16 protein-coding genes are annotated in these 21,298 nt (G+C 51.4%); 14 read left to right on the forward strand and 2 right to left on the reverse strand.

The genetic code is table 11. The features are described 5' to 3' along the window. The first annotated feature begins 20 nt into the window (after positions 1 to 20). From J2T14_RS12490 to J2T14_RS12515, 6 genes are all read left to right on the forward strand, one after another. A complete protein-coding gene (locus J2T14_RS12490; protein ID WP_307471209.1) occupies positions 21 to 929 on the forward strand; it encodes a hypothetical protein in 909 nt (302 codons plus the stop codon). 220 nt (positions 930 to 1,149) lie between these two features. After that, entirely contained in the window at positions 1,150 to 2,100 is a 951-nt protein-coding gene (locus J2T14_RS12495) for an AEC family transporter (protein ID WP_307471211.1), read from the forward strand. A gap of 292 nt (positions 2,101 to 2,392) precedes the next feature. Continuing rightward, positions 2,393 to 3,085 carry an ABC transporter ATP-binding protein gene (locus J2T14_RS12500; RefSeq protein WP_307202642.1) on the forward strand — a complete coding sequence of 231 codons (693 nt, stop codon included), beginning with the start codon at positions 2,393 to 2,395 and terminating at the stop codon, positions 3,083 to 3,085. Then, the gene (locus tag J2T14_RS12505) at positions 3,069 to 4,094 is read left to right on the forward strand and encodes an efflux RND transporter periplasmic adaptor subunit (RefSeq protein ID WP_307471213.1); all 1,026 of its coding nucleotides are present in this window, start codon (positions 3,069 to 3,071) and stop codon (positions 4,092 to 4,094) included. Before J2T14_RS12500 ends, J2T14_RS12505 begins: the two co-directional genes overlap by 17 nt. A gap of 74 nt (positions 4,095 to 4,168) precedes the next feature. After that, on the forward strand, positions 4,169 to 7,054 hold the full coding sequence (locus tag J2T14_RS12510) for an ABC transporter permease (protein ID WP_307471215.1): 2,886 nt from the start codon (positions 4,169 to 4,171) through the stop codon (positions 7,052 to 7,054). A 3-nt stretch (positions 7,055 to 7,057) separates the two neighbouring features. Beyond that, positions 7,058 to 7,948, forward strand: a complete 891-nt coding sequence (locus J2T14_RS12515) for an ABC transporter ATP-binding protein (protein ID WP_307471217.1) — start codon at positions 7,058 to 7,060, stop codon at positions 7,946 to 7,948. Positions 7,949 to 8,336: 388 nt separating this feature from the next. Here the strand turns inward: J2T14_RS12515 and J2T14_RS12520 are convergent, their stop codons facing one another. After that, the gene (locus J2T14_RS12520; protein WP_307202633.1) at positions 8,337 to 9,287 is read right to left on the reverse strand and encodes an ArsR/SmtB family transcription factor; all 951 of its coding nucleotides are present in this window, start codon (positions 9,285 to 9,287) and stop codon (positions 8,337 to 8,339) included. A 138-nt stretch (positions 9,288 to 9,425) separates the two neighbouring features. Between J2T14_RS12520 and J2T14_RS12525 the strand changes: the two genes are divergently transcribed. From J2T14_RS12525 to sigJ, 6 genes are all read left to right on the forward strand, one after another. Next, entirely contained in the window at positions 9,426 to 10,187 is a 762-nt protein-coding gene (locus tag J2T14_RS12525; RefSeq protein ID WP_307471219.1) for an SDR family NAD(P)-dependent oxidoreductase, read from the forward strand. Positions 10,188 to 10,211: 24 nt separating this feature from the next. Next, positions 10,212 to 12,083 carry a cache domain-containing sensor histidine kinase gene (locus J2T14_RS12530; protein ID WP_307471221.1) on the forward strand — a complete coding sequence of 624 codons (1,872 nt, stop codon included), beginning with the start codon at positions 10,212 to 10,214 and terminating at the stop codon, positions 12,081 to 12,083. Next, positions 12,080 to 13,366: an ABC transporter substrate-binding protein gene (locus J2T14_RS12535; RefSeq protein WP_307471223.1), complete on the forward strand. Its 1,287-nt coding sequence runs from the start codon at positions 12,080 to 12,082 to the stop codon at positions 13,364 to 13,366. The genes J2T14_RS12530 and J2T14_RS12535 overlap by 4 nt, the downstream gene beginning before the upstream one ends. Before the next feature lie 14 nt (positions 13,367 to 13,380). Beyond that, positions 13,381 to 14,460, forward strand: coding sequence for a LacI family DNA-binding transcriptional regulator (locus J2T14_RS12540; protein ID WP_307202624.1), 1,080 nt, complete (start codon positions 13,381 to 13,383; stop codon positions 14,458 to 14,460). Between the two features lie 139 nt (positions 14,461 to 14,599). After that, complete coding sequence (locus tag J2T14_RS12545; RefSeq protein ID WP_307471225.1) at positions 14,600 to 15,901, forward strand: phytoene desaturase family protein; 1,302 nt, start codon at positions 14,600 to 14,602, stop codon at positions 15,899 to 15,901. After that, complete coding sequence (sigJ, locus tag J2T14_RS12550; RefSeq protein ID WP_307471227.1) at positions 15,879 to 16,742, forward strand: RNA polymerase sigma factor SigJ; 864 nt, start codon at positions 15,879 to 15,881, stop codon at positions 16,740 to 16,742. The genes J2T14_RS12545 and sigJ overlap by 23 nt, the downstream gene beginning before the upstream one ends. 91 nt (positions 16,743 to 16,833) lie before the next feature. Here sigJ and J2T14_RS12555 read toward each other — a convergent pair whose 3' ends face one another. Then, positions 16,834 to 18,906: a transglycosylase domain-containing protein gene (locus J2T14_RS12555; RefSeq protein WP_307471229.1), complete on the reverse strand. Its 2,073-nt coding sequence runs from the start codon at positions 18,904 to 18,906 to the stop codon at positions 16,834 to 16,836. A 236-nt stretch (positions 18,907 to 19,142) separates the two neighbouring features. On the opposite strand from J2T14_RS12555, the gene J2T14_RS12560 reads away from it, so the two are divergent. Both J2T14_RS12560 and J2T14_RS12565 read left to right on the forward strand, forming a co-directional pair. Further along, on the forward strand, positions 19,143 to 19,433 hold the full coding sequence (locus J2T14_RS12560) for a hypothetical protein (protein ID WP_307471231.1): 291 nt from the start codon (positions 19,143 to 19,145) through the stop codon (positions 19,431 to 19,433). 153 nt (positions 19,434 to 19,586) lie between these two features. Beyond that, positions 19,587 to 21,221, forward strand: a complete 1,635-nt coding sequence (locus J2T14_RS12565; RefSeq protein WP_307471233.1) for a GMC oxidoreductase — start codon at positions 19,587 to 19,589, stop codon at positions 21,219 to 21,221. The last annotated feature ends 77 nt before the right edge of the window (positions 21,222 to 21,298 follow it).

Genomic DNA, 21,298 nt, shown 5'->3' on the forward strand with positions numbered 1-21,298 from the left:
TGCATGGGAGGGATGGACTTATGTTGGGGACGGTATGGCTTTTATCGTTAGCACTATGCATCTTCGTTATCTATTTTATTTACCGCAAGCGCCAGGAGGAAGAGAACGGCTTGTTTCTGAAGCTGCTCGTATATTCCTTCATCGGCGCTTTTTCCTTAGGCTTGAACGGCGTTAAGCTTCCGCTCGGCTTCTTCATCGGATTATTCATCGTTGCAAGGCCGAATAAGCGGAATCGGAAATCGAAGCAATACGCCCTCCTCTTCGGCTTGCTGCTTTATATTTGGTCGCTCGCGGCGCCGACTGCGGGGCAGGCTTGGTACGAGCGGGAGCAGACAATAGAGGTGCAGGCGGACAATTTGTATGAGCTTAGCTTCAAGGATATGTGGGCGGCTGTTGATGCAGAGTTCCATTTGGCTGGAAGCGCAAAGCTGGAACGGTTCGAAACGGATTATCGAAGCGAGGGGCTCATTGACGGCATGCGCTTGGAGTTTGTCGATCAGGACAACGAAGGGTTTGTTCATTATCGGGCCGAGCTGCGCGGGAAGGGGAGCAAGCTTCATGTGACCCGCACCAGGATCGAGGGGCCATGGTATCAATATGACCGGGCTCTTGAAATGTTCTGGTTCGCCGAGAGGCTCGATTCATTCAATCTGTCGGCGCTTAAGCCGAGCGGCTCGGATTATCCGACTTACCGGTTGGAGACCCGAGAGGGAGGCTATGTGTCGTACGGGATTAAAGATTCGGAGAAATATGTCGTTGACGAGAGGGGAATCACCGTACTCGAAGATGAACAGCTGCCCGTAACCGGCTATTGGCTAAACGTATGCGGCCGGAGTGCCCTATCCGGACAGCAGGACCATTACAGCTGCACGGCAAGCGCCGATTTTTTATTCGACGTCGTATACAGCAAGCAAGAACAAGCGCAATAGAACTGAATCTAGCACTATTTTGCTGAAAGAAGTCTCAATGGACCGAATAGAAAAAAGTCCCGATTGGCGGAATAGAGCTAAAAACGGCAGTATGACGTCTCGAAGTGTTGCCTAATCGGAACGCTGCCCCTACAATTATAAAAGCAAATGATAGAGCAGCCAGGAGCTTCCCGGCTTAGGCGGCCATGCGAGTAACTAATAGAAAGAAGCAGATGCAGCCATGGATATTTTCATACACATATTATTGACGAACGTATTGCCGATGGGCATTATGATCGGGTTGGGCATTATCATACAGCGGGCGTTCTCGCTCGATATCAAGACGTTGTCCAAGCTGAACTTCTATTTGTTCTCGCCGGCGATCATGTTCGATTTGCTCTACAAGACGGAGATTTCGGCCAAAGTGATTTATCAGGTGCTTGCGTTCTTCGCCGTCTTCATGGTGGCGCAATACGTCATCGTCGAGGCGGTCGTTCGTGTCAGAGGTTATAAGCCAAGCATGAAGAGCGCGATGCGCAACAGCGTCTTGTTCTACAATAGCGCGAACTACGGCATACCGCTGAACCAGCTCGCCTTCTCCGGCAATGAGAAGACGCTCGCCATTCAAGTGCTTATTATGATGATGCAATCGCTCGTGCCGAATACGTACGGCATTTATAACGTTAATGCGCACAAAGCGGATATGCGGGCCATTATGAAGACGATTCTGTCCATGCCTATTATCTATATCATTCCGCTGGCTTTCCTGCTGCGCGGCTTCGACGTTCCGATTCCGGGACCGATCGCTACGCCGATCGATTACCTGTCCAGGGCGTTCATCGGCACGGCGCTAATCACGCTTGGCGTACAGCTTGGCAACATGGAGTGGAAGATTAGCCGTTCGCTGGCCATCGACGTCAGCCTATCCGGCATTCTTCGTCTCGTCGCTGGACCGCTGCTCGCTTGGTTGATCGTATGGTCGATGGGGTTGATCAAGCCGATGGAGCTGGGCAGGCTGATGGCGGCGGCGCTTATCGTTTCTTCGGCTGTTCCGACTTCGCTTAGCAGCGTGCTGCTGGCGGTGGAGTTCGATAACGAGGCCGAATTCGCCTCGCAATCGGTATTCGTGTCCACGTTGATCAGTATGATTACAGTGACCGCCGTTATATTCTTTTTGAACCTAAATGCATGAAGTTAAAAAAACACATAAAAAGCCGAAAAATTCTTATTTATTTCCAATACAAGCGATGATAGGATGTAACCAAGTCAAGGAGGAGAGCGAGGAGGATCATCAAAGCCTCCATTATGAATAAACATACAGCATTGTGACATGTTATTCGTATCAACATTCGTTTATACTACTAAGGTAGCTAGTTTTGCTTGTTGGATTAGTAGAATAGGTTTAAAATGGAAACGACAATACTGAAAGCGTTTTATAGTAAAATAATGTCTATTCATCTCGCAATGTGGAGGTAAGTTGAACGATGCAGGCTGCAGCAGAGGCTATGATTCATGCAAGCGCTTTAAAACGGAGCTTCGGAAAGGGTACGGGGGCAGTTACGGTATTGAAGGGCGTTGACCTTCACATTCCTTCCGGCAAGCTGATTGCCTTCAAGGGTAGATCCGGCTCGGGCAAAACGACGCTAATCAATCTCTTAAGTGCGCTCGATCGTCCGTCGGAAGGACAGATCCATTTTGCAGGGCGGGATTTGACGGCCATGTCGAATCGTGAACGCGATCAAGTGCGGCGAACGGAGATGGGGCTGATCTTTCAATCTTTTGCTCTTATTCCGTTAATGTCCGCCTATGAGAACGTCGAGTTTATATTGAGAGTATCCGGATTTCCGGCGAGCGGCCGCAAGGACGCAGCCGTGCAAGCGCTTGATCAGGTAGGCTTGAAATCGCGCATGCATCATCGTCCGTTCGAAATGTCGGGCGGCGAGCAGCAGCGGACGGCTATTGCCAGAGCGATCGCGCATAAGCCGAAGCTGCTGCTTGCGGATGAGCCTACTGCCGAGCTCGATAGCCGCACGGGCTTGCAGATTATGAAAGTGTTTCGCGATTTGGTAGAGGACGCCGGAATGACGATTATTATGACGACGCATGACCCTGCCATTATGGAAATCGTTGATCATGTCTACGAATTGGAGGATGGACAAATTGTTGCAAAAGCTTAAACCTTTGCTCGGTATATCCTGTGCGCTGCTGCTTGGCGCCTCGTTAACGGGCTGCTCGCTGCTGCCCGCGGAGGAGGAGGCGCTGAAGCCGCCGCTCGTCAAGCCAGCCGAAGAAAACTATCGAACCGTCACGGTTGAGAGAGGCGATATTTCTCAGGAAATAAACGGGAGCGGAAGTTTGGAATCGACGAATACAGAACTTGTTCAGTTCAAGGGGCAGGGCGGAAGAATCGAAAAGGTTAACGTCAGTGCAGGCGATCAGGTCAAGAAGGGCGATGTGCTCGTTCAATTGAATCTTGATGGCCTCGATGTGCAGCTGAAGGAGCTGGAGCTGGCGCTTGCCAAAACGAAATTGTGGGTGAAGCAGGCTACGCTTGCCGACAATACCGACGACCTGAAGCTGGCTAACTTACAGCTTGAGATCGATACGATCAAGTACGAGCGCCTACTTAGCACGTTCAACAGCAAGCAGCTCGTTGCCGGCATGAACGGGCAAGTGACGTTCGTTGAGGAACTGAAGGAAGGCGATTTCGTCGAGCCTTACCAGACGCTCGTCATTATTTCCGATCCATCGCAGCTGCGCGTAGCGCTGCGCGTCGAGGATGCGACCTCGATGAGCAGCGTAGAAGTAGGCTACCCTGCACAGGTGATTTTCGGTTCGCAGACGATCGATGGCAAAGTCGTGCAGACGCCTTCTTCCGCGCCTGAGACGCTTAATCCGCAATTGTTGGAGCGTTATTCCAAGACGGTCTATATCAAAATGCCAACGTTGCCGGCAGACGCAAAAATCGGCATGCTGACCGATGTGAAGATCATCCTGCAGCATCGCGAGGATATATTGAAGATTCCGCGCAGCGGTCTGCGCAACTTCCTCGGTAGAACGTTCGTACGGACGCTCGACGAGGAGAACAAGGTGCGCGAGATCGACGTGGAGACGGGCATTAAGGGATCGACCGAAATCGAAATTACGAAAGGTCTGGAAGAAGGGACCATCGTTGTACTGCAATAGTGTGATGTGAGAGGCGGCCTTGCCGTTTTAACTCGGCGTTAGCCGTTTACGCTTGTTTTGTGGGAGGTTTTCGAGTGGCTTTGTTTGTCATGATAATACGCAAGATGGTGCAAAACAAGTGGCTCGTCTCAAGCTTATTCATCGGCTTGCTCATGTCGGTCGCTCTGGTCAGCAGCATGCCGATCTATTCGGAGGCGATCCTATCCCGCATGCTGGTCAAGGACCTGGAGACGATGCAGACGCAGACGGGCACTTATCCCGGAACGCATTATTCCAAGCTGTTCTTTACGAAAGAAACACCGGATCAGATGAATCGCATCTATAACCGGGTCAGTACGTTTATCAAAGAGGAGGGAGCTCCGGGTTTCCAGCTTCCGGTTCAGGAGATCGTAACCGATCTGCAGTCCAAGTCGCTCAAGATAAGGCCTCAGGACGATCCGGAGCCAGATACGAAGCGCAATGTGAAAAGCGTAGCGCTTCGCTCGTTCACCGACCTGGAGAAACATATTAAGCTGACGGACGGAAGCATGCCCGCCGCTCAGCCGGTAGACGGCGTATATGAGGTGCTTCTGACGGAGAGAGCGCTAATTCAATACAAGACGATCGTTGGCGCGGTCTTCACGGTCGAAGACGACAAAGTAGCCGTACCGATCAAGCTGAAGGTCGCAGGCACCTTCGAGAAGCTCCAGGACGATGATTCTTACTTCAGGGATACCGACTTAAGCGACCTCACCAATAGCTTCGTGATGAACGATCAGTTCGCTTACCAGCAGATGCTGAAGGACAGCATCATCCCTATAGCGGGAGCGGGCTGGTTCATCGTGGTCGATTATTCGAAAATGGAGCTGCAGTATGTGGACGACTTCATCGCGACCAGCAACAGCATTCGCGATACGATGCTGAAGAACGTCACGATGTATCAGATGGTATCCGAATCGCGGGCTCTCGAAGCGATCGCGGCCTATATGGACAGAGCCGCGCAGCTGCGCACGCTTATGTGGTCGCTTAACGTTCCGGTACTCATCATGCTTGGCTTCTATATGTTCATGGTATCCAACCTGATCGCCGACCGCCAGAAGAACGAGATCGCCGTTCTGCGCAGCCGCGGCGCTGCAAGATGGCAAGTCGTTACCTCCTATGCGGTTGAAGGCTTGCTGCTAAGCGGCATTGCCTTCGGTCTTGGTCCGCTGCTCGGCATGATGCTTACGGAGGTGCTGGGCGCTTCGAGCGGCTTCCTAGAATTCGTGCAGCGCGTAAGGCTCCCTGTCCGGGTAACGGAGGAGGCCTACCAATACGGAGCTATTGCGGCAGGGGCATGCTTCATCATTATGCTCATTCCGATTATTCTTGCGACGAGAGTAACGATCGTCGGTCATAAGCAGCAGATGGCAAGGCTGACGAAGTCGCCGCTATGGCACAAAGTTTTTCTCGATGTCATCGCGATCGCATTGGCGCTCTATGGACTCAATACGTTCAAGAAAAGGCTTGCCGATCTCCAAAGCCTCGGGTTGAACGCGAACGATCTGACGATCGATCCGCTGCAATTCGTTATTCCTGCCTTATTCATCATGGGCGGCGGCTTGCTGCTGCTGCGCTTGTATCCTTGGGTGCTTCGTCTCGTTTATTGGATCGGCAAGAAATGGTGGCCGCCTTCCGTTTATGCGACGCTCATACAGGTCGGCCGCTCAAGCAGCCAATACCAGTTCCTTATGATTTTCCTTATTATGACGATTGCGACAGGCGTGTTCAGCGCCTCGGCGGCAAGAACGATCAACAACAATACGGAGGATCGCATTCAATACGGCAACGGTGCGGAGATCGTGCTAACCCAGCAGTGGGTTAACGATGCGCCGCCGCCACCGCCTCCCGGCGCTCCGTCGAGCGGGGCTGACGCTGCGGTAACGGATCCGGTCGTTCATTATTTGGAACCGTCGTTCGATCCGTTCACGAAGCTTCCCGGCGTGGAGCATGCGGCTAAAGTGTTCACGAAAAACGATGTGTCGTTCTCCGTCAACGATCAGTCGGGCGCAGCCAGATTGATGGGCATCGATACGTTCGATTTCGGCAATACGACTTGGTTCAGAGACAGCTTGCTCGACTATCCGATCAACGATTATTTGAATCTCATTGCCGTTGATCCAACGGCTGTCCTGATCTCAAGCACGCTGGCGAAGCAGAAAAACGTGAAGGCCGGCGACACGATTTGGGTAGGCTGGGAGGACGTGCCGCAGCAGCCGTTCAAGGTGTACGGCATTATCGATTACTTCCCGACGTTCAACCCGAACCCGCCGATCGGAAGCGTGGATGCCAGTGACGAGGAGACCATCTCCAATGCGCCTATGCTGATCGTCGGCCATTTGCCGAGAATTCAGGTACAGCTGGCGCTTGAGCCGTATGACGTTTGGATTAAGCTGGATTCGGATACGCCTACTGCCGATTTCTACGAGGGAATCAGCGAGCAGAAAATGTCGATTACGAAGATTGTCAACACGCGCGAGGAGCTTGCCAGGGCGAAAAACGATCCGTTCTTAATGGCGCTTAACGGCGTATTGACGCTTGGCTTCGTACTCTCCATTCTAGTCAGCTTTATCGGCTTCCTTCTGTATTGGGTATTGTCCTTGCGCGGCCGTACGCTTCAGAACGGTATATTACGGGCCATTGGATTATCGCTTCGGCAGTTGATTACGATGCTTGCCGTGGAGCAGCTGTTCACTTCGGGCGTAGCCGTGCTTATCGGTATCGGCATCGGCAACTTAACGAGCCGGCTGTATGTGCCGAATTTCCAAATCGCGTTCAATCCGAGCAGTCTAGTCCCGCCGTTCAAAGTGATGTTCGAAGCTGCGGACTTAGCGCGTATTTATACGCTGGTCGCCATTATGCTCCTGGTCGGTCTCGGCATCCTTGCCTTCATGCTGTCCCGTCTGCGCATTCATCAAGCGATCAAGCTAGGGGAGGACTAACGAGTGATTCATTGCGAGGGGCTTGTTAAAATATACAAAGCGGCCGATCTGGAAGTATTCGCGCTGCAAGGGCTTGATCTTCACGTCGAGAGCGGCGAGCTGATGGCAATTATCGGCAACAGCGGAAGCGGCAAATCGACGCTGCTTAATATGCTGGGCGGTCTTGACCGCCCGACCGCCGGCAAGCTGATGGTCGACGGCAAAGATATGCTGAAGTTCAAGGAGCGGGATTTCGTCAAGTACAAACGGGAGAGCGTTGGATTCGTCTGGCAGAACAACGCCCGGAACTTGATTCCGTACTTGACCGCGCAGGAAAACGTGGAGCTGCCGATCTTGCTGACGGGGGCTCGCAAGCGCTGGCGGGCGAAGGAGCTGCTCGACGCGGTCGGCCTAAGCCATCGCGCCTCGAACAAGCTGTATCAGCTCTCCGGGGGGGAGCAGCAGCGCGTCGCCATTGCGATCGCGCTTGCCAACCATCCGAAGCTGCTGCTGGCCGACGAGCCGACCGGATCGGTCGATTCCAAGATGTCGAATCAGATCCTCGATCTGTTCCGTGAGCTGAATCGGACGATCGGCATTACGATCGTCATTGTCACGCATGACCCGGAGCTGGCGAAGAAGGTGGACCGCGTAGCGGCGATTCGAGATGGCAAAATCTCATCCGAGATGCTGCGGAGACGTTCCTATGCGGAGGAGCTGGCGGAGCTTGAGGAAGCCGAGGCGGAGGAGACGCATGTCGAGTATGCGATTCTCGACAAAGCCGGACGTTTGCAAGTACCGGCGGGTTATCTGGAATCGATCGGCGTGAAAAACTCAAATAAGCTGCGCCTGGAACTGGGCGACGGGCGAATCGTCCTGCTGCCGCCGGAAGCAAGGGACAAGGAACAAGCATAAACGCAAAAAAATGGCGGTCAGGAGCTCGTTAACGAGCTCCTGACCGCCATTGTTGTTTATGACTTATGCCCCGCCGTTTCGTTTCATCTGTTAGACAATAGGGGGTTGGTTTCGGCACGAGGGCGTCTATGTTGGATGATTGCATTAACTGTTGCCGATTTAGGGGGCTTTCAGAGCCTATGTTGGATTTCTGCACTAACTTTGCCTCGGAAAGCATCATTCCAGCCGATTAAGAGAAAAGTTGATGCCAAAATCCATTATAGCAGTTTCTGGGGCCTCCTGGAGGCGCTCTATCCTGCAGAAATCCAATATAGAATAGCGATAAGCTAACAAGCGACCATCAAACCAGCATAATCAGCATACCCGTGTATCGACTTTTGATTTCCGCTTATTCGGTATCCGCCGCCGGCTGCAGCGCTTGATCTTCTTGCGCGATCTTCGTATAGAAGAGCTTGAATACGATGTCTTGGCTGTAATTGCCGAAGCCGTCGCCGAACAGCGTAACGCCGCCGATATGGTCGGCATCCTCGAGGACGGCAATCTGGAACGTCCAGTTTCTGTTGCGGATGTCGATATCGTTGATGGTCACGTTGGATATTTTGACCCCGTCCATGTAAGTGCCCTCTTGCCGGATGAAGAGTCGCTTAAGCAATCCGTACTGGTTAACTTCCTCGAACCACCAGGACGGATTGAGCTTGCCTTTGCCGCCGAAGTCCGATGGGCTTGTCCACATGCCTACATTGACGCCGTTGAAGAAAAAAGTAATATCGGACGGCCAATTCCGGTTCGTAAATGGCGCCTCGGACGAAATTTCCATCGAGATCTCAAGCTCTTCCGGTTGCTCGCTGTGAAGTAGAAAGTTCGGCAGTTTGTATTCGATATAGCCTTGCGTGAACCATAGTATTTTTGCGTTGACCCGCTCCGGATCGAGGAAGTAACGCGGGTCGTCGAATAAGCCGATTACTTTCTCCGGCGTACAGATTCCGCATGTAGGAACGATGATGATGTCGGTATAGTGGCCGATCGATACTTCGCTTCTTCTTGATTCGCGAGGAATGACGTTCTTGCGCGGGAAGTCGATCTCCAGGCCGTTCATTGCGAGCGAGCATACTTTCTGTGCGGCGCCGCCCTTGCCAGGCGTCATTTCCGACTTAATAATGTTCGCTTTCTCGAGCTTCTTGACATGCATCGTCATAATGGCGCTGCTAAGGCCGAGCGCTTCGGCCAGCTCGCGAATGTTCATTGATTTCTTGGAAAGCAAATGAACGATTTGAATCCGAACATTACTGGAGATTGCCTCGAATATAGGCAGATGCTCCTCGGATAGTTCGATTTTCAATGGAAACCCTCCAACATTTTTTTTGTAAGCAAGGAGCCGATAACTTTTATCCACATAAAAACATTGACTTTTTGGTAGCATAACTAATAATAAAACATATAACAAAAATATTAATATAAGGGACGGTGTCCATCCGATATGAAGCTGGACCTAGCGAACAAAACCGCTTTAGTAACAGGAGCGACCGGCGATCTGGGTCGTGTAATGGCCAGAACGCTTGCCAAATGCGGAGCTAACATTGTCATTCATTATAACAGTAACGAGATAAAGGCAAAAGAGCTTCGGAGGGAAATGTCGGAAATCGGGGTAGAAGCGCTCATTGTGAAGGCCGATGTGACGAGCGAGAAACAATTGAACGAGATGAAGGATACGATTGCCGCGCAAGGCTGGCATATCGACATTGTCGTCGCGAACGCCGTCATTCAATATGAGTGGACAACCATTCTTAATCAGGCTGCGGCCGATTACGTAAGCCAATTCGAATCCTGCGTCATGCAAAGCGTGTACTTGGCGAAGGCGTTCGTGCCGGCGATGATCGAGCGCAAGTATGGCCGCATGATCGGCATCAACACCGAATGCGCCATGCAGAACTTCGCCGGACAATCGGCATACACGGCTGGCAAGCGCGGCATGGACGGCATCTATCGCGTGCTGGCGAAGGAAGTCGGCGAGCATGGGATTACGGTGAATCAGATTGCGCCGGGCTGGACGATCAGCGACCGCGACCGTGCGAACAATACGGAGCATAGCGAGAGCTACGAGAAGACCGTGCCGCTTAAGCGCAGAGGAACGGATCAGGAAATCGCGAACGCGGTTGCCTTCTTGGCATCGGATATGGCAAGCTTCATAACAGGCGCCTACATCCCCGTGAACGGCGGTAATGTAATGCCTGCCATCTAAGTAAAGCAACGGGGGAATCAGGCGATGAGGCTGAGAAAGCGCTTCTGGCGCATCGGGTCGATTTTTGGCGATATGAGAATGGAGCGCAAGCTGATTGCCGTCTTCCTGCTTGTTGTTACGCTGCCTCTGGCCTTCATTGGCTATATCTCTTATACGAATTATTCGTTATCGATCGAACAGAAAACGATTGTGTATTCGACGAAAATGCTCGAAAACATGATGGTGCGTGTCGATGACTATATCGAGGATATGATACGCATTACTTCGATACCGGCTTATCAGGACGATATCAAGCAAAATCTGATCAAGTCCAACAACTATTACGAACAGCGCAGACAGGCGGCCGGAGAAAGCGGCAAATCGATTCCTGAAGATTTCAATATGCTGCTGTCGATTCAGCGGGGTATCGAAGGAAATATTTCATTTATTAATACGATCAAGCGGGGCGCTAATTCGGTCTATATTTTCGACCAGTTCGGCAACGGGTATTTCCAAGCGGCTGCGGGCGGCATTCGGCTTAACGTTAAGGAGAGCTACGACGATTGGCGCGAGGCGATCGAGTCATCGGGCGGAGAAGCGATGCTGTTCAGCACGCAGAAGTATACGAGCAATTTGCAAAGCGAGAAATTTGCTTTTTCCGTTGTACGCAAGGTGATCGACAAGTCGCTTAAGACGCTTGGCGTTATCGCGGTAGACGCCAATATTAGCGTAATCGAGGATCAGATTGCCGAGTTGGACAAGGTGACAAGCGGCAAATCGCTTATTATCGACGAGAAGGGCAACGTCATCTACGATAGCGACCGGCAGCGAATATCGACGAATATTCAGGATGATCCTGTGGTCAAACAAGCGGCTGGAACGAAAGGAAGCTTCTATGATGAGCAGGATGGCGAGAAGCGGCTCTATATTTATACGACATCGCCAAACACGAATTGGAAAGTGATGACCTCGATACCGGTCAGCGAGCTTACGAAGGATGCCGTCGTCATCCGCAACGTGACGTGGATCGCGACGTTCGTCACCATATTGGTGGCGCTGCTCCTATCGACCTTCTTTTCCTTCGCGCTTACGAACCCTCTGCGCAAGATGATGCGGCTGATGAAGACGGTCCAGGAAGGGGACTTCAACGTCCAGTTCCCGGTCAAGTCGCGGGATGAAGTCGGCCAGCTCGGCAATCAATTCAATCGAATGATCGTGCGCATCGGCCAGCTCATTAGCGACATCTACGAGATGGAGACAAAGAAGAAGGAGGCGGAACTGCAAGCGCTGCAAAGTCAGATAAATCCTCACTTCATGTACAACTCGCTGGAATCGATACGGATGGCGGCGGAATTAAACGACGATCCGGTTGCGGCCGATATGATCTCTATACTTGGAAAGCTGCTTCGCTACAGCATTAGCGATCTGCATGAAGAGGTCACGCTGTCGCGGGAATTCGGCCATGTACGCAATTATGTGGAGCTTCTCAATTACCGCTATCCGAACCGATTCGTTCTGGAAATTAAGATGGCGGAGCAATTGGAGCAATACCCGATCATCAAGCTCGTGCTTCAGCCCATCGTGGAAAATGCGATCTACCACGGCATGGACGACTCCAAGCCGTTCATGACGATTGGCCTCCATGTCGAAGCTGCAATGCAGGGCATGCTGGTGCGCATCAAGGATGACGGCGTCGGCATGGATGCCGATACGCTTGAGCGGCTGAACCGGTCGCTCTCCGGCGGAGAAGAAGCCGTTCCTTCGCGTAAATCCGGAGGAATCGGCCTCAAGAACGTGAATGAACGAATCAAGCTCCATTACGGCATCAGCTATGGTCTGAAAGTATACAGCCGGCCTAAGCATGGCACGGAAGTCGTATTGCAGCTTCCATTTGAACCTGGGAGAGAAACGGAATGAATAAACACGCTCTTCTGTTCGTTATCGTCTTTCTGTTGGGCGGACTCCTCGCGGGTTGCGGGCGGAGCTTGCCGGACAACCCGGACAATACCGTCCCGACCGACAATTCGAAGACGGAGACCGAGCCTGTTACTCTTCAGGTGCTCACCAACCGTATCGATCTGATCGAGAACGGCGTTTATCGGCAATATGCCGATGAGTTTGCCCAATTGCACCCGGGAGTCACCGTGAAATTCGAAGGCATAACGAATTATGCCGGCGACATTATGGTTCGCCTGTCGACGCGTACGATAGGCGACGTGCTGCTTGTGCCGAACAGCATTAAGAACGAGGCGCTGCCGGATTACTTCGAACCGTTAAGCGCCGAGCTGTTCGAGAATGTGCGGTTCGCCGACTTCAAGGCGTATAGCGGACAGCGGTACGGCATTGCAACAGGCGCATCGACGACAGGCATTGTCTATAACAAGGAAGCGTTCAAGCGTGCGGGCATTGTGAATGTGCCTACGACTCTGGAACAGTTCTATGATGCATGCGAGAAGCTGAAGCTTGCCGGCGTTGTGCCCGTCTATCTCAACTATGGCGCGCAGTGGCCGCTGATGACTTGGGGCGAAGATCTGGTCAGTTATATGACGGGCAACCCGGAATATTTGAACGAGATGGTGCTGACCGACGAGCCTTGGACGATCGATAATGCCTGGGGACAAGCGATTACGATTGTGAAGACGCTCATTGATAAAGGTTATGTGGAAGAGCAGCTGCTGTCGAATCAATGGGAGGCTTCCAAGCGTGAGCTTGCGGAAGGCCATGCCGGCATGTACTTGATGGGCAATTGGGTGATTAATCAAGTGGTCGCGGCGGGCGCGGTTGCGGATGACATCGGATTTTTCCCATTCCCTTACGATAATAGCGATAAGCGATATGCGCCTCTAAGTCCGGATTGGTTCGTCGGGGTCAGCAAGTTCAGCGAGCATAAGGAGCTGGCTGAGGCATGGATCGATTACTTCGTCCATGATTCGGGTTATATGGACGACTCCGGCTTCTTGCCCGTCGACAATTCGAAGGAACCGACGCTGCCGCAGTTCAAGGAGTTCGTATCGTTCGGCACCGAATTTCTGGAGAAGAGCGTCCCGAACGATACGCTGCTCGAAATCGCCGGCGCCGCTCAAATGACTTTCTGGTCCGGCGATTATATCCAGGAGTGGATAGCTGCGCCAAACCTCAAGGACGCATTCGATCAATACAACAAGCGCTGGAAGGAAGCGCGCAACATATCAAAAAGTTAGGTGGAGCGTAACCGATGTCAAAGAAGGTAACTATGCAGCAAATCGCCGACTACTTGGGCGTATCAAAGTTTGTCGTATCCAAAGCGCTTTCGGGCAAGGGCGGCGTGAGCGACGCTACGAAGGAACGGGTGATCGGGGCCGCTTCCCAGCTCGGTTATTTTGCTCAGAAGAACGCATACGTGAAGTCGATGAACTTGGAGCAGCTGCCTAAGGTTCCGGCTTCGGGCAAGCAATCGGTGCTCGTGCTCATGCCGAATATCCGTTTCCAGACGAAGGAGTCGCTCTATTGGGGACGGATTCTGGACGGCATCTCGACTTGTCTGGAAGAGGATGGGTTCGGGATGGTGATCGTCTCCGAGCAGAGCGTCGAGCACTTTGTTCATTTCCTGAACCCGAATGGCATTCTCGGACTCATCGGCGTAGGCGAAATATCGACGCCGCTCTTGCTTGAGGTGCATAGGATCGGGTTGCCGATGGTGCTGGTTGATCACGAGGATATGCTTATTCCAAGCGACACCGTATTCGCCAACAATTTCGAGAGCATGTACCGTCTGACCAAAAACTTGATCGGCATCGGTCATAAGCAGCTTTGCTTCGTAGGCGATATTCGGTATTCCCGCAGTTTCCAGGATCGGTTCCTTGGTTTCCGCAATGCGATCGAGGAGATGGAGGGCGCGGAGCAGCAGCGCGAGGATTATTTGCTGCGAGTCGAAGGTTATGAGCATGAGGCATTCGAGGAGCAGATCAAGCAATGGGCAATGAAGCGCAAAAAGCTGAGGAGGCTGCCGACTGCGCTCCTGTGCGCCAACGATATGATCGCGATCGGTGCGGTTAGAGCGCTGCAGGAGCTCGGCATAGCTGTCCCTGACGACATCTCGGTTACGGGCTTCGACAATATCGAGGACTCCTATCGGATGGAACCTGCGCTGACGACAATTCATGTGCCGAAGGAGGCGCTGGGCAGGCGAGCGGTAGAGCGGCTTATGGAGCGGATCGTGAAGAAGCAGGCGCCGATCGAGAAAATATTGCTCTCGAGCGAGCTGTTGTACCGCGATTCGACTGCGCATGTGAAGAACGGGGCCAAGCAACAGTAGCATCGGGACAAAAACATCGGCTCTCCCGATGTTTTTTTCTTATCCATCGTTTTTTAGTTCTCCATTATTTTTTTTGTTTCTGTCACATTACGCAGCCCTTTCCCGTCATACGGGTACAAAATGGAAAGGGATGATTCCGATGATGAAATATGAAGTAGCAGTTGTGGGTGGAGGAGTAGCGGGGCTAACGGCGGCCATCTATGCGGCAAAAGCGGGAAAACGAACGATTGTGATTGAAAAACAGGATCGCTTGGGAGGCCGGGCCGTTTCCAATAAGAAAAAGGGGGCTTACTTTAACTTAGGCGGGCATGCCCTGTATCATGGGGATGCTCTTGCGACTTTCCGCGAATTGGGTCTGCGTCTTCAAGGTAATCAACCCTCGATTGACGGGTACGGGATATGGAAGGGGAAGCTGCTTACGATGCCTATGGGCATTAAATCTCTGCTCGCAACCCCCCTCTTGACCTGGAAAGGCAAGATGGAGCTTGCCTCTTGGCTCGTGAAATTAGGCAAACTGGATACTCATCGCTACGATCAGATTAGTCTGCGCGATTGGATTGAAGGCCATTTGCATGATCCGATGGTACGGAATTTATTCTACGCTCTGCTCCGTACGGCAAGCTATGTGGCAGCTCCAGACATGCAGGCCGCGGGTCCGGTTTTGCAGCAACTCCAGCATTCTCTTCAAGGCGTGTTGTACTTGGATCGAGGGTGGGGGGCCGTAATCGATGAACTTAGAGAAATGGCAGCCGAACATGGGGTAAAGATGTTGACGAGCAGCAAAGTCGTTGCGATCGAGCACCGAGATGGGGCCGTACAGCATGTCAGATGCGAAGATGATACGCGAGTGGAAGCGAAACATATCGTCATCACTGCTCCTCCTGCCGTCGCCCATCGTCTGGTGCCGAACGCGGAATCAACCGCGCTTCATGCTTGGAGAGAGCAGGCCATCGAGATTACTGCCGCTTGTTTGGATGTCGCATTGCGACGCCTCCCGAGACCGAAACAACAATTCGTTTACGGAATCGATCAAACGGTCTTTCTCAGCAACCAATCCCGCGCGGCCTACCTGAGCGATGATGGAGCCCAAGTCATATCCGTTATCAAGTATCAAGGAGAGGATACAAATCCGGATACGGATTTACGTGATTTAGAGCAAACCTTAGACTTGGTACAACCGGGTTGGCGGGATGAATTGGTTGCAAAGCAGTATCTTCCGCGTATCACGGTTTGCCATGATTTCTTGCATATGGGCCGTCAGCATCAGCCGGGACCGGCTGTCCCGGAAATAGCCGGGTTGTACGTGGCAGGGGAATGGGCATCGCACGGCGAACTTCTGGTCGATGCCGCGACGGCCAGCGCCAAGAGAGCGGTACAATATTTACTTTCGCGTGAGGAGACGGAGGGAAAGCCCCAGTATGCGCACAGAGATATTGTATAGAACGTATCGCAAGCAGCTTTTTTCGTTAGCTTACCGAATGCTTGGGAGTGTGATGGATGCGGAAGACACCGTACAGGAAGCTTTCCTTGCTTATGATCAATTGCCGGACTCGTCAACTATTCATAATGAGAGGGCTTTTCTGTATAAGATCGTGACGAATCGTTGTCTCGACCTTCTGCGCTCATCCGCGCATAAACGGGAGCTGTACGTTGGACCATGGCTCCCGGAGCCTTTGATTGACAGTGGGACACGGGACGGAGATCCCTCCGGGTCCTATTTGCAGCGCGAGTCCATCTCAACGGCCTATCTGTTGCTTCTGCAACAACTGAACGCGGTAGAGAGGGCCGTATTTCTTCTCAGGGAGATTTTCCATTATTCGTATGACGAAATCGCCGAAATGATTGGAAAGAGCAGTGCGAATTGTCGTCAAATCTTCCATCGCGCCCGGAAGAGCATCCATTTTGATCCCGATTCAATCCCTTCCATTTCGGTGGCCGAAGAGAAGGTCAAGGATTTCGTCTACTCACTTTTGCAAGGGAATACAACGAAGCTGCTGGAATTGGTAAGCGAAAACGTGGTGTTTTATTCGGATGGCGGAGGCAAAGTCAAGGCGGCGCAGGTGCCGGTTGTCGGCATCGATCTAGTGATCAAGCTGCATCAGAACCTGTTGAAAATGTACGAGGGAAAATACACTAGCGATTTCCTTACCGTGAACGGACTGCCGGGAATTCGGATTTTCATAAGCGCGGAAATTCAATATATCTATTCGTTTGCTTTTCATAATAATCAAATCCGGACCATTTATTCCGTAGCAAATCCTGAGAAACTAAGACATCTATAGAATGGAGCGCTTCGAGCTCATAGCGCCAGCAAGGCAGCCGGCATGAAGCGGCTGCCTTGCTGGTTCCTATGCAGGTAAATCGGGGAAATGATTAGTTATCGTCATCTTCGTCGTCTTCTCGATCCCGGTCACGCTTTCGGTCTCGCTCTCGCTCTTCTTTCTTATCCCGCTTGTTCTGCTTATCTGATTTTTTATTATCGTCATTCTTTTCTTTATTCTTGGATGGTTTACCTGAATCGGAATCGGGCTTCTCTTCCTTCTGCTTCTTCCCCCACATATCGGAAGGAGCGGGAGGAAATTCTATCACGGGCTCATCCTTTAGCGCTGTCTCCATTAACGCCCGGAATACGGCTGCCGCAGCCTTTGAAGTCGTCGTTAAGTAATGCGTGCTGTCGCTATGGTCGTAGCCGAGCCACACGGCCCCTACCAGCTGCGGCGTGTAACCGACGAACCAGTTATCCTTGGCGCCCGTCTCGGTTGCTCCCGACATTTGGGTCGTTCCGGTTTTGCCGGCAACGGGCCGTCCCTGCAAAGCAGCGGCGGTTCCCGACCCTTCTTGAACGACGCCCTCGAGCATGGCGGTTATCGTCCGGGCAATGCCGGGTTCCGTTACCTGTTCGCCTTCCGGCTTAGCGGCCTCGGCGAGCAGAATGCCGTCTGCGGACTCGATGCGCTTGATCGAATGAGCCTGCATTTTCAAGCCTTCGTTAGCGAACACGCCGAACGCTTCCGCCATTTGCAGAGGCGATACGCCTTCGTGAAGACCGCCAAGCGCAAGACCGAGCGACCGGTCCGCAGGTGTTAATGGAATGCCGAAGCGCTCTGCCGCATCCATGCCTTTGTCGATGCCGATCTCGTTCAACAGCTTAACGGCAGGTATGTTATAGGAGTTAATGAGCGCTTCGTACAGCGTGACTTCCCCGTGATAACCTCCGCCGGCATTTTGCGGTTCATAACCTCCAATGTTAATCGGCTCGTCAACGAGCGTATCCATTGGACGGTATCCCATCTCCATTGCGGGCGCATAAACGGCGACCGGCTTGATCGTAGAGCCGGGCTGTCGCTTGAGCTGCGAAGCTCGGTTAAAGCCGCGGAACGGCTGCTCGCCTCTGCCGCCTACGAGAGCTCTAATTCCGCCGCTCTTCGGGTCAACCAGCGCAGCGCCGCTCTGGATCAATTGATCTTCCGTGCTTTGCGGGAACAACGACTCCTCCGCATATACTTGCTCGGCTGCTTGCTGCATGCCGGCATCCAGCTCCGTGTAGATACGAAGCCCGCCAAGGAGCACTTCGTTTTCCGATAAGCCGTACTGCGACATTGCTTCGCGAATCATCTGATCCACGTAATACGGAAACCGGATATCGTCAACGCGGTTAGGCTTAGCTTTTAATAACGAAACAGGCTCCTTGACCGCTGCATTGTAAACTTCGGCATCGATGAAAGCCTGCTCCTTCATTTGCTGCAGAACAAGGTTACGGCGCTCCGTTGCCTTCTCTAAATGTTTATACGGCGTAAGAGCCGAAGGCGCTTTAATAAGACCGGCCAGCAGCGCAGCCTCCGCGACGGTCAACCGATCGGCCTCTTTGCCGAAGTAGGTGTATGCCGCGCGTTTAACTCCCCAAGCTCCCTCTCCGTAATAAATTTGGTTAAGATACATTTCCATGATGCGTTCCTTGCTGTAGTTTTCCTCGATTTTTTTCGCCAAAAGCACCTCGTTCCATTTCCGCGACCACGTTCGCTCATGCGTCAAAAATACGTTTTTCGCAAGCTGCTGCGTAATCGTGCTCCCGCCCTGCATCGTGCCGCCTGCGGACAAATTGGTCCAAAAAGCGCGCCCGATTGCCCGGACGTCCATGCCGTCATGCTCCAGAAACCGTTTGTCCTCTATCGCAATGACAGCGTGAATGAGATGGATCGGGATGCTCGTATACTTGATTTCCTCTATTTTGTTAAGCGATATCCTGCTTGCTTCCTTGCCTTCCTTATCATAAACGATGGTCGCGGCCGGAAGAGGAGTCTCCAGCTGTCCGATATTCTGGGCGCCGACGAGCAGCCGAAAGGCTACCCATGCGGCTGCAGCCAGCATAACGATGACCGACAACAAGACGATCGCGATGTTAAAGGCTTTTTTATTTTTGTATGTTCTCTTCTTTACTGATTCCATCCCTGTTCCCCCAAGATCGTATTATGTTGTTTTTTTGCTCTTAAACCTTTCGGCGGGGGCAGCGATTTTTAGTACGTTCGGCATGGGGATGTAAGCATATTTACAAATATGCTTTGTATGCGGCGGTCTCGTTTGTAGCGAGGCTGACGACATGGTTCGGCAGCCTCGCTACGTTAAATGGCAGGATAGTTTAAGAAAATCAAAGGAATTCAAATTCTGAAAGGAGCTTGATTTAGATGGAATTAGTTAATTTACGATATGGAATAAATCCACACCAAAAAAAAGCAAAGTTATATTCAACAAAAAACCTCTCCTTAAAGATTTTGACCTGTTTTTACCGGACAACAATGGCGTTGGTCCAAACGGAATTGCAGCGATTTGCATTGCGGTGGTACTGTGTCGCGGAATTCAAGTACATCCTTGAAAACGTTGGATTCTCCAATGTCAAAATTTGCGCTGAATTCGAGGATGGAAAAAAACCAACAAGCGGCAATCAGAAATTCGTTTATCAAGCCGCTAATTTATAAATCACATAATCTCCGCGGTGCTTTACGGTACGCGGGGGATTGTTACGATGGCAGGGAACCGTCTCGCCGTTTATCATGATAAGTATTGTCGGACTAATTCTCAGTCTCCCTTACATAAACTAAAATAGGATTTAGATGCAGAGGGGCGAAGTCATGGCAATGAAAATATGGGTTGCTCGCAACAATGATACACTCCGAATCATCGCGGATCAAAAGTGTATATCAATTGACGATCTCATAAAACTTAATCCATCCATCGAATACCCTGATCAGAACATCGCTGGTAGGCTGGTAAATCTTCCTTTCCTCACCGAATCGAACGTGAGGCAAGTCGCTATTCCTCCCACTTGTCACATACCAACAGACTATATCGAAAATTGGATTCCTTTGACTTCATTGGAAACCATGGCGGAAAACGAATACGATGTACTGATTGTAGGTACAGGTGCCGGAGGAGGAACAATGCTCTGGAGACTGTGCGAACAGTGGCGGAACAACGGTAAGCGGATTGGCATTATTGAAAGAGGAAACATTGTAATGCCAACGCATGGCCGCAACATTCCAATGATGAATCGCACACGTCTTGAACAATATTACCGATACATATCAAACCCATTGCAAGGCTCCTATCCGGAGTTTATAGGGGCAAGAGAGGTTATTTGCCTTGGGGGAAGAACGGTATTCTGGGATGTAGTTGCTTCTCGCTTGAATTTGCCTCTGCTTCCGGATTGGCCGATTTCGGTCTATGAAATGGATACCTATTATAATATTGCCGAGCGGGTCATGAATGTCAGCGACGAATATGTCAGAGGGTCTACATTAACGGAGATACTGCTGAATCGTCTGCAGCAAAGGGGGTTTCCCGAATCGATATATATGCCGATAGCCGCCGATATTCATCCGACCAAGTTCGGGGAAGTTCATGCGGATGTTTTTTTCAGTTCTTTTTCTCTCCTTGCTAAAGCTTTATTTCTTAGACCTTTCGATTTAGCTATAAATGCGCGTGCCGTTCAAGTGCTGGTCGAGCAGGGGAAAGCAGTCGGCGTTAAGGTTATGTCTCCGGATATGATTTCTTATATTCTTAAAGCAAAAACGATCGTATTGTCGGCGAGTACGTATGAAACCCCGCGTTTGCTGCTTCATTCGGGCATCCGGGGAGAAGCGGTCGGCCATTATCTAACAAATCAAGTTTTTATGCTGGCTCCCGGAAAAGTAAACCGCAGCGATTTCCCGGATATTCCAGGAAATCTCGGAATTTTAATTTTCGGAACGCCGGATAGGCCCTATCAGATCCGTCTGATAGGGCCGAGTGGTTATGATTGGTATCCATCTTCTGAAGAAAAACCGTTCTTGGAGGAGCTGGACATTCTTCTCCAATGTTTTGGTAAGATTGATCCTCGGTATGAAAACAGGGTCAGTCTCAACCCTAACAGAAAAGATGCTTACGGAATACCTGAGATAGAAGTATACTTTTCATTTAGTGAAGAAGAACGAGCCGAAATTCAAAAGATGGTAGAGTCTGTAAAGCGGATTTCTTCTGTTGCCGATATCACCATGGGTGAAATTTGCCTTGTACCTACCGGAGATTTGCATCACGCTTCGGGTACGTGCCGTATGGGTGATGATCCTTCGACCTCAGTCACTGATCTGTTCGGTCAAGTTCACGGTGTTTCAGGACTGTATGTGGCCGACAACAGTGTTTTACCATTCATCGGGTCCGGAAATCCAACATTGACTACAGTTGCGCTTGCCATTCGAACGGCTGATCATATCGTTGCGCTATCGTGATTATAAAAAAACCCAAACTATGGTTTAAAAGATAAATTGGAAAAACTTAACGTTTTTACGTTTATATGCAGAAGCCA

This window comes from Paenibacillus harenae (assembly GCF_030812415.1).
GTDB lineage: Bacteria > Bacillota > Bacilli > Paenibacillales > Paenibacillaceae > Pristimantibacillus > Pristimantibacillus harenae_A.

What these genes read in the sequence shown, in the direction of transcription:
- J2T14_RS12545 (WP_307471225.1), top strand. Translation starts at nt 14,600, where the DNA reads ATGATGAAATATGAAGTAGCAGTTGTGGGTGGAGGAGTAGCGGGGCTA.
- J2T14_RS12560 (WP_307471231.1), top strand. Translation starts at nt 19,143, where the DNA reads ATGGAATTAGTTAATTTACGATATGGAATAAATCCACACCAAAAAAAA.
- J2T14_RS12500 (WP_307202642.1), top strand. Translation starts at nt 2,393, where the DNA reads ATGCAGGCTGCAGCAGAGGCTATGATTCATGCAAGCGCTTTAAAACGG.
- J2T14_RS12565 (WP_307471233.1), top strand. Translation starts at nt 19,587, where the DNA reads ATGGCAATGAAAATATGGGTTGCTCGCAACAATGATACACTCCGAATC.
- J2T14_RS12555 (WP_307471229.1), bottom strand. Translation starts at nt 18,906, where the DNA reads ATGGAATCAGTAAAGAAGAGAACATACAAAAATAAAAAAGCCTTTAAC.
- J2T14_RS12530 (WP_307471221.1), top strand. Translation starts at nt 10,212, where the DNA reads ATGAGGCTGAGAAAGCGCTTCTGGCGCATCGGGTCGATTTTTGGCGAT.
- J2T14_RS12535 (WP_307471223.1), top strand. Translation starts at nt 12,080, where the DNA reads ATGAATAAACACGCTCTTCTGTTCGTTATCGTCTTTCTGTTGGGCGGA.
- J2T14_RS12525 (WP_307471219.1), top strand. Translation starts at nt 9,426, where the DNA reads ATGAAGCTGGACCTAGCGAACAAAACCGCTTTAGTAACAGGAGCGACC.
- J2T14_RS12540 (WP_307202624.1), top strand. Translation starts at nt 13,381, where the DNA reads ATGTCAAAGAAGGTAACTATGCAGCAAATCGCCGACTACTTGGGCGTA.
- J2T14_RS12495 (WP_307471211.1), top strand. Translation starts at nt 1,150, where the DNA reads ATGGATATTTTCATACACATATTATTGACGAACGTATTGCCGATGGGC.
- J2T14_RS12490 (WP_307471209.1), top strand. Translation starts at nt 21, where the DNA reads ATGTTGGGGACGGTATGGCTTTTATCGTTAGCACTATGCATCTTCGTT.
- sigJ (WP_307471227.1), top strand. Translation starts at nt 15,879, where the DNA reads ATGCGCACAGAGATATTGTATAGAACGTATCGCAAGCAGCTTTTTTCG.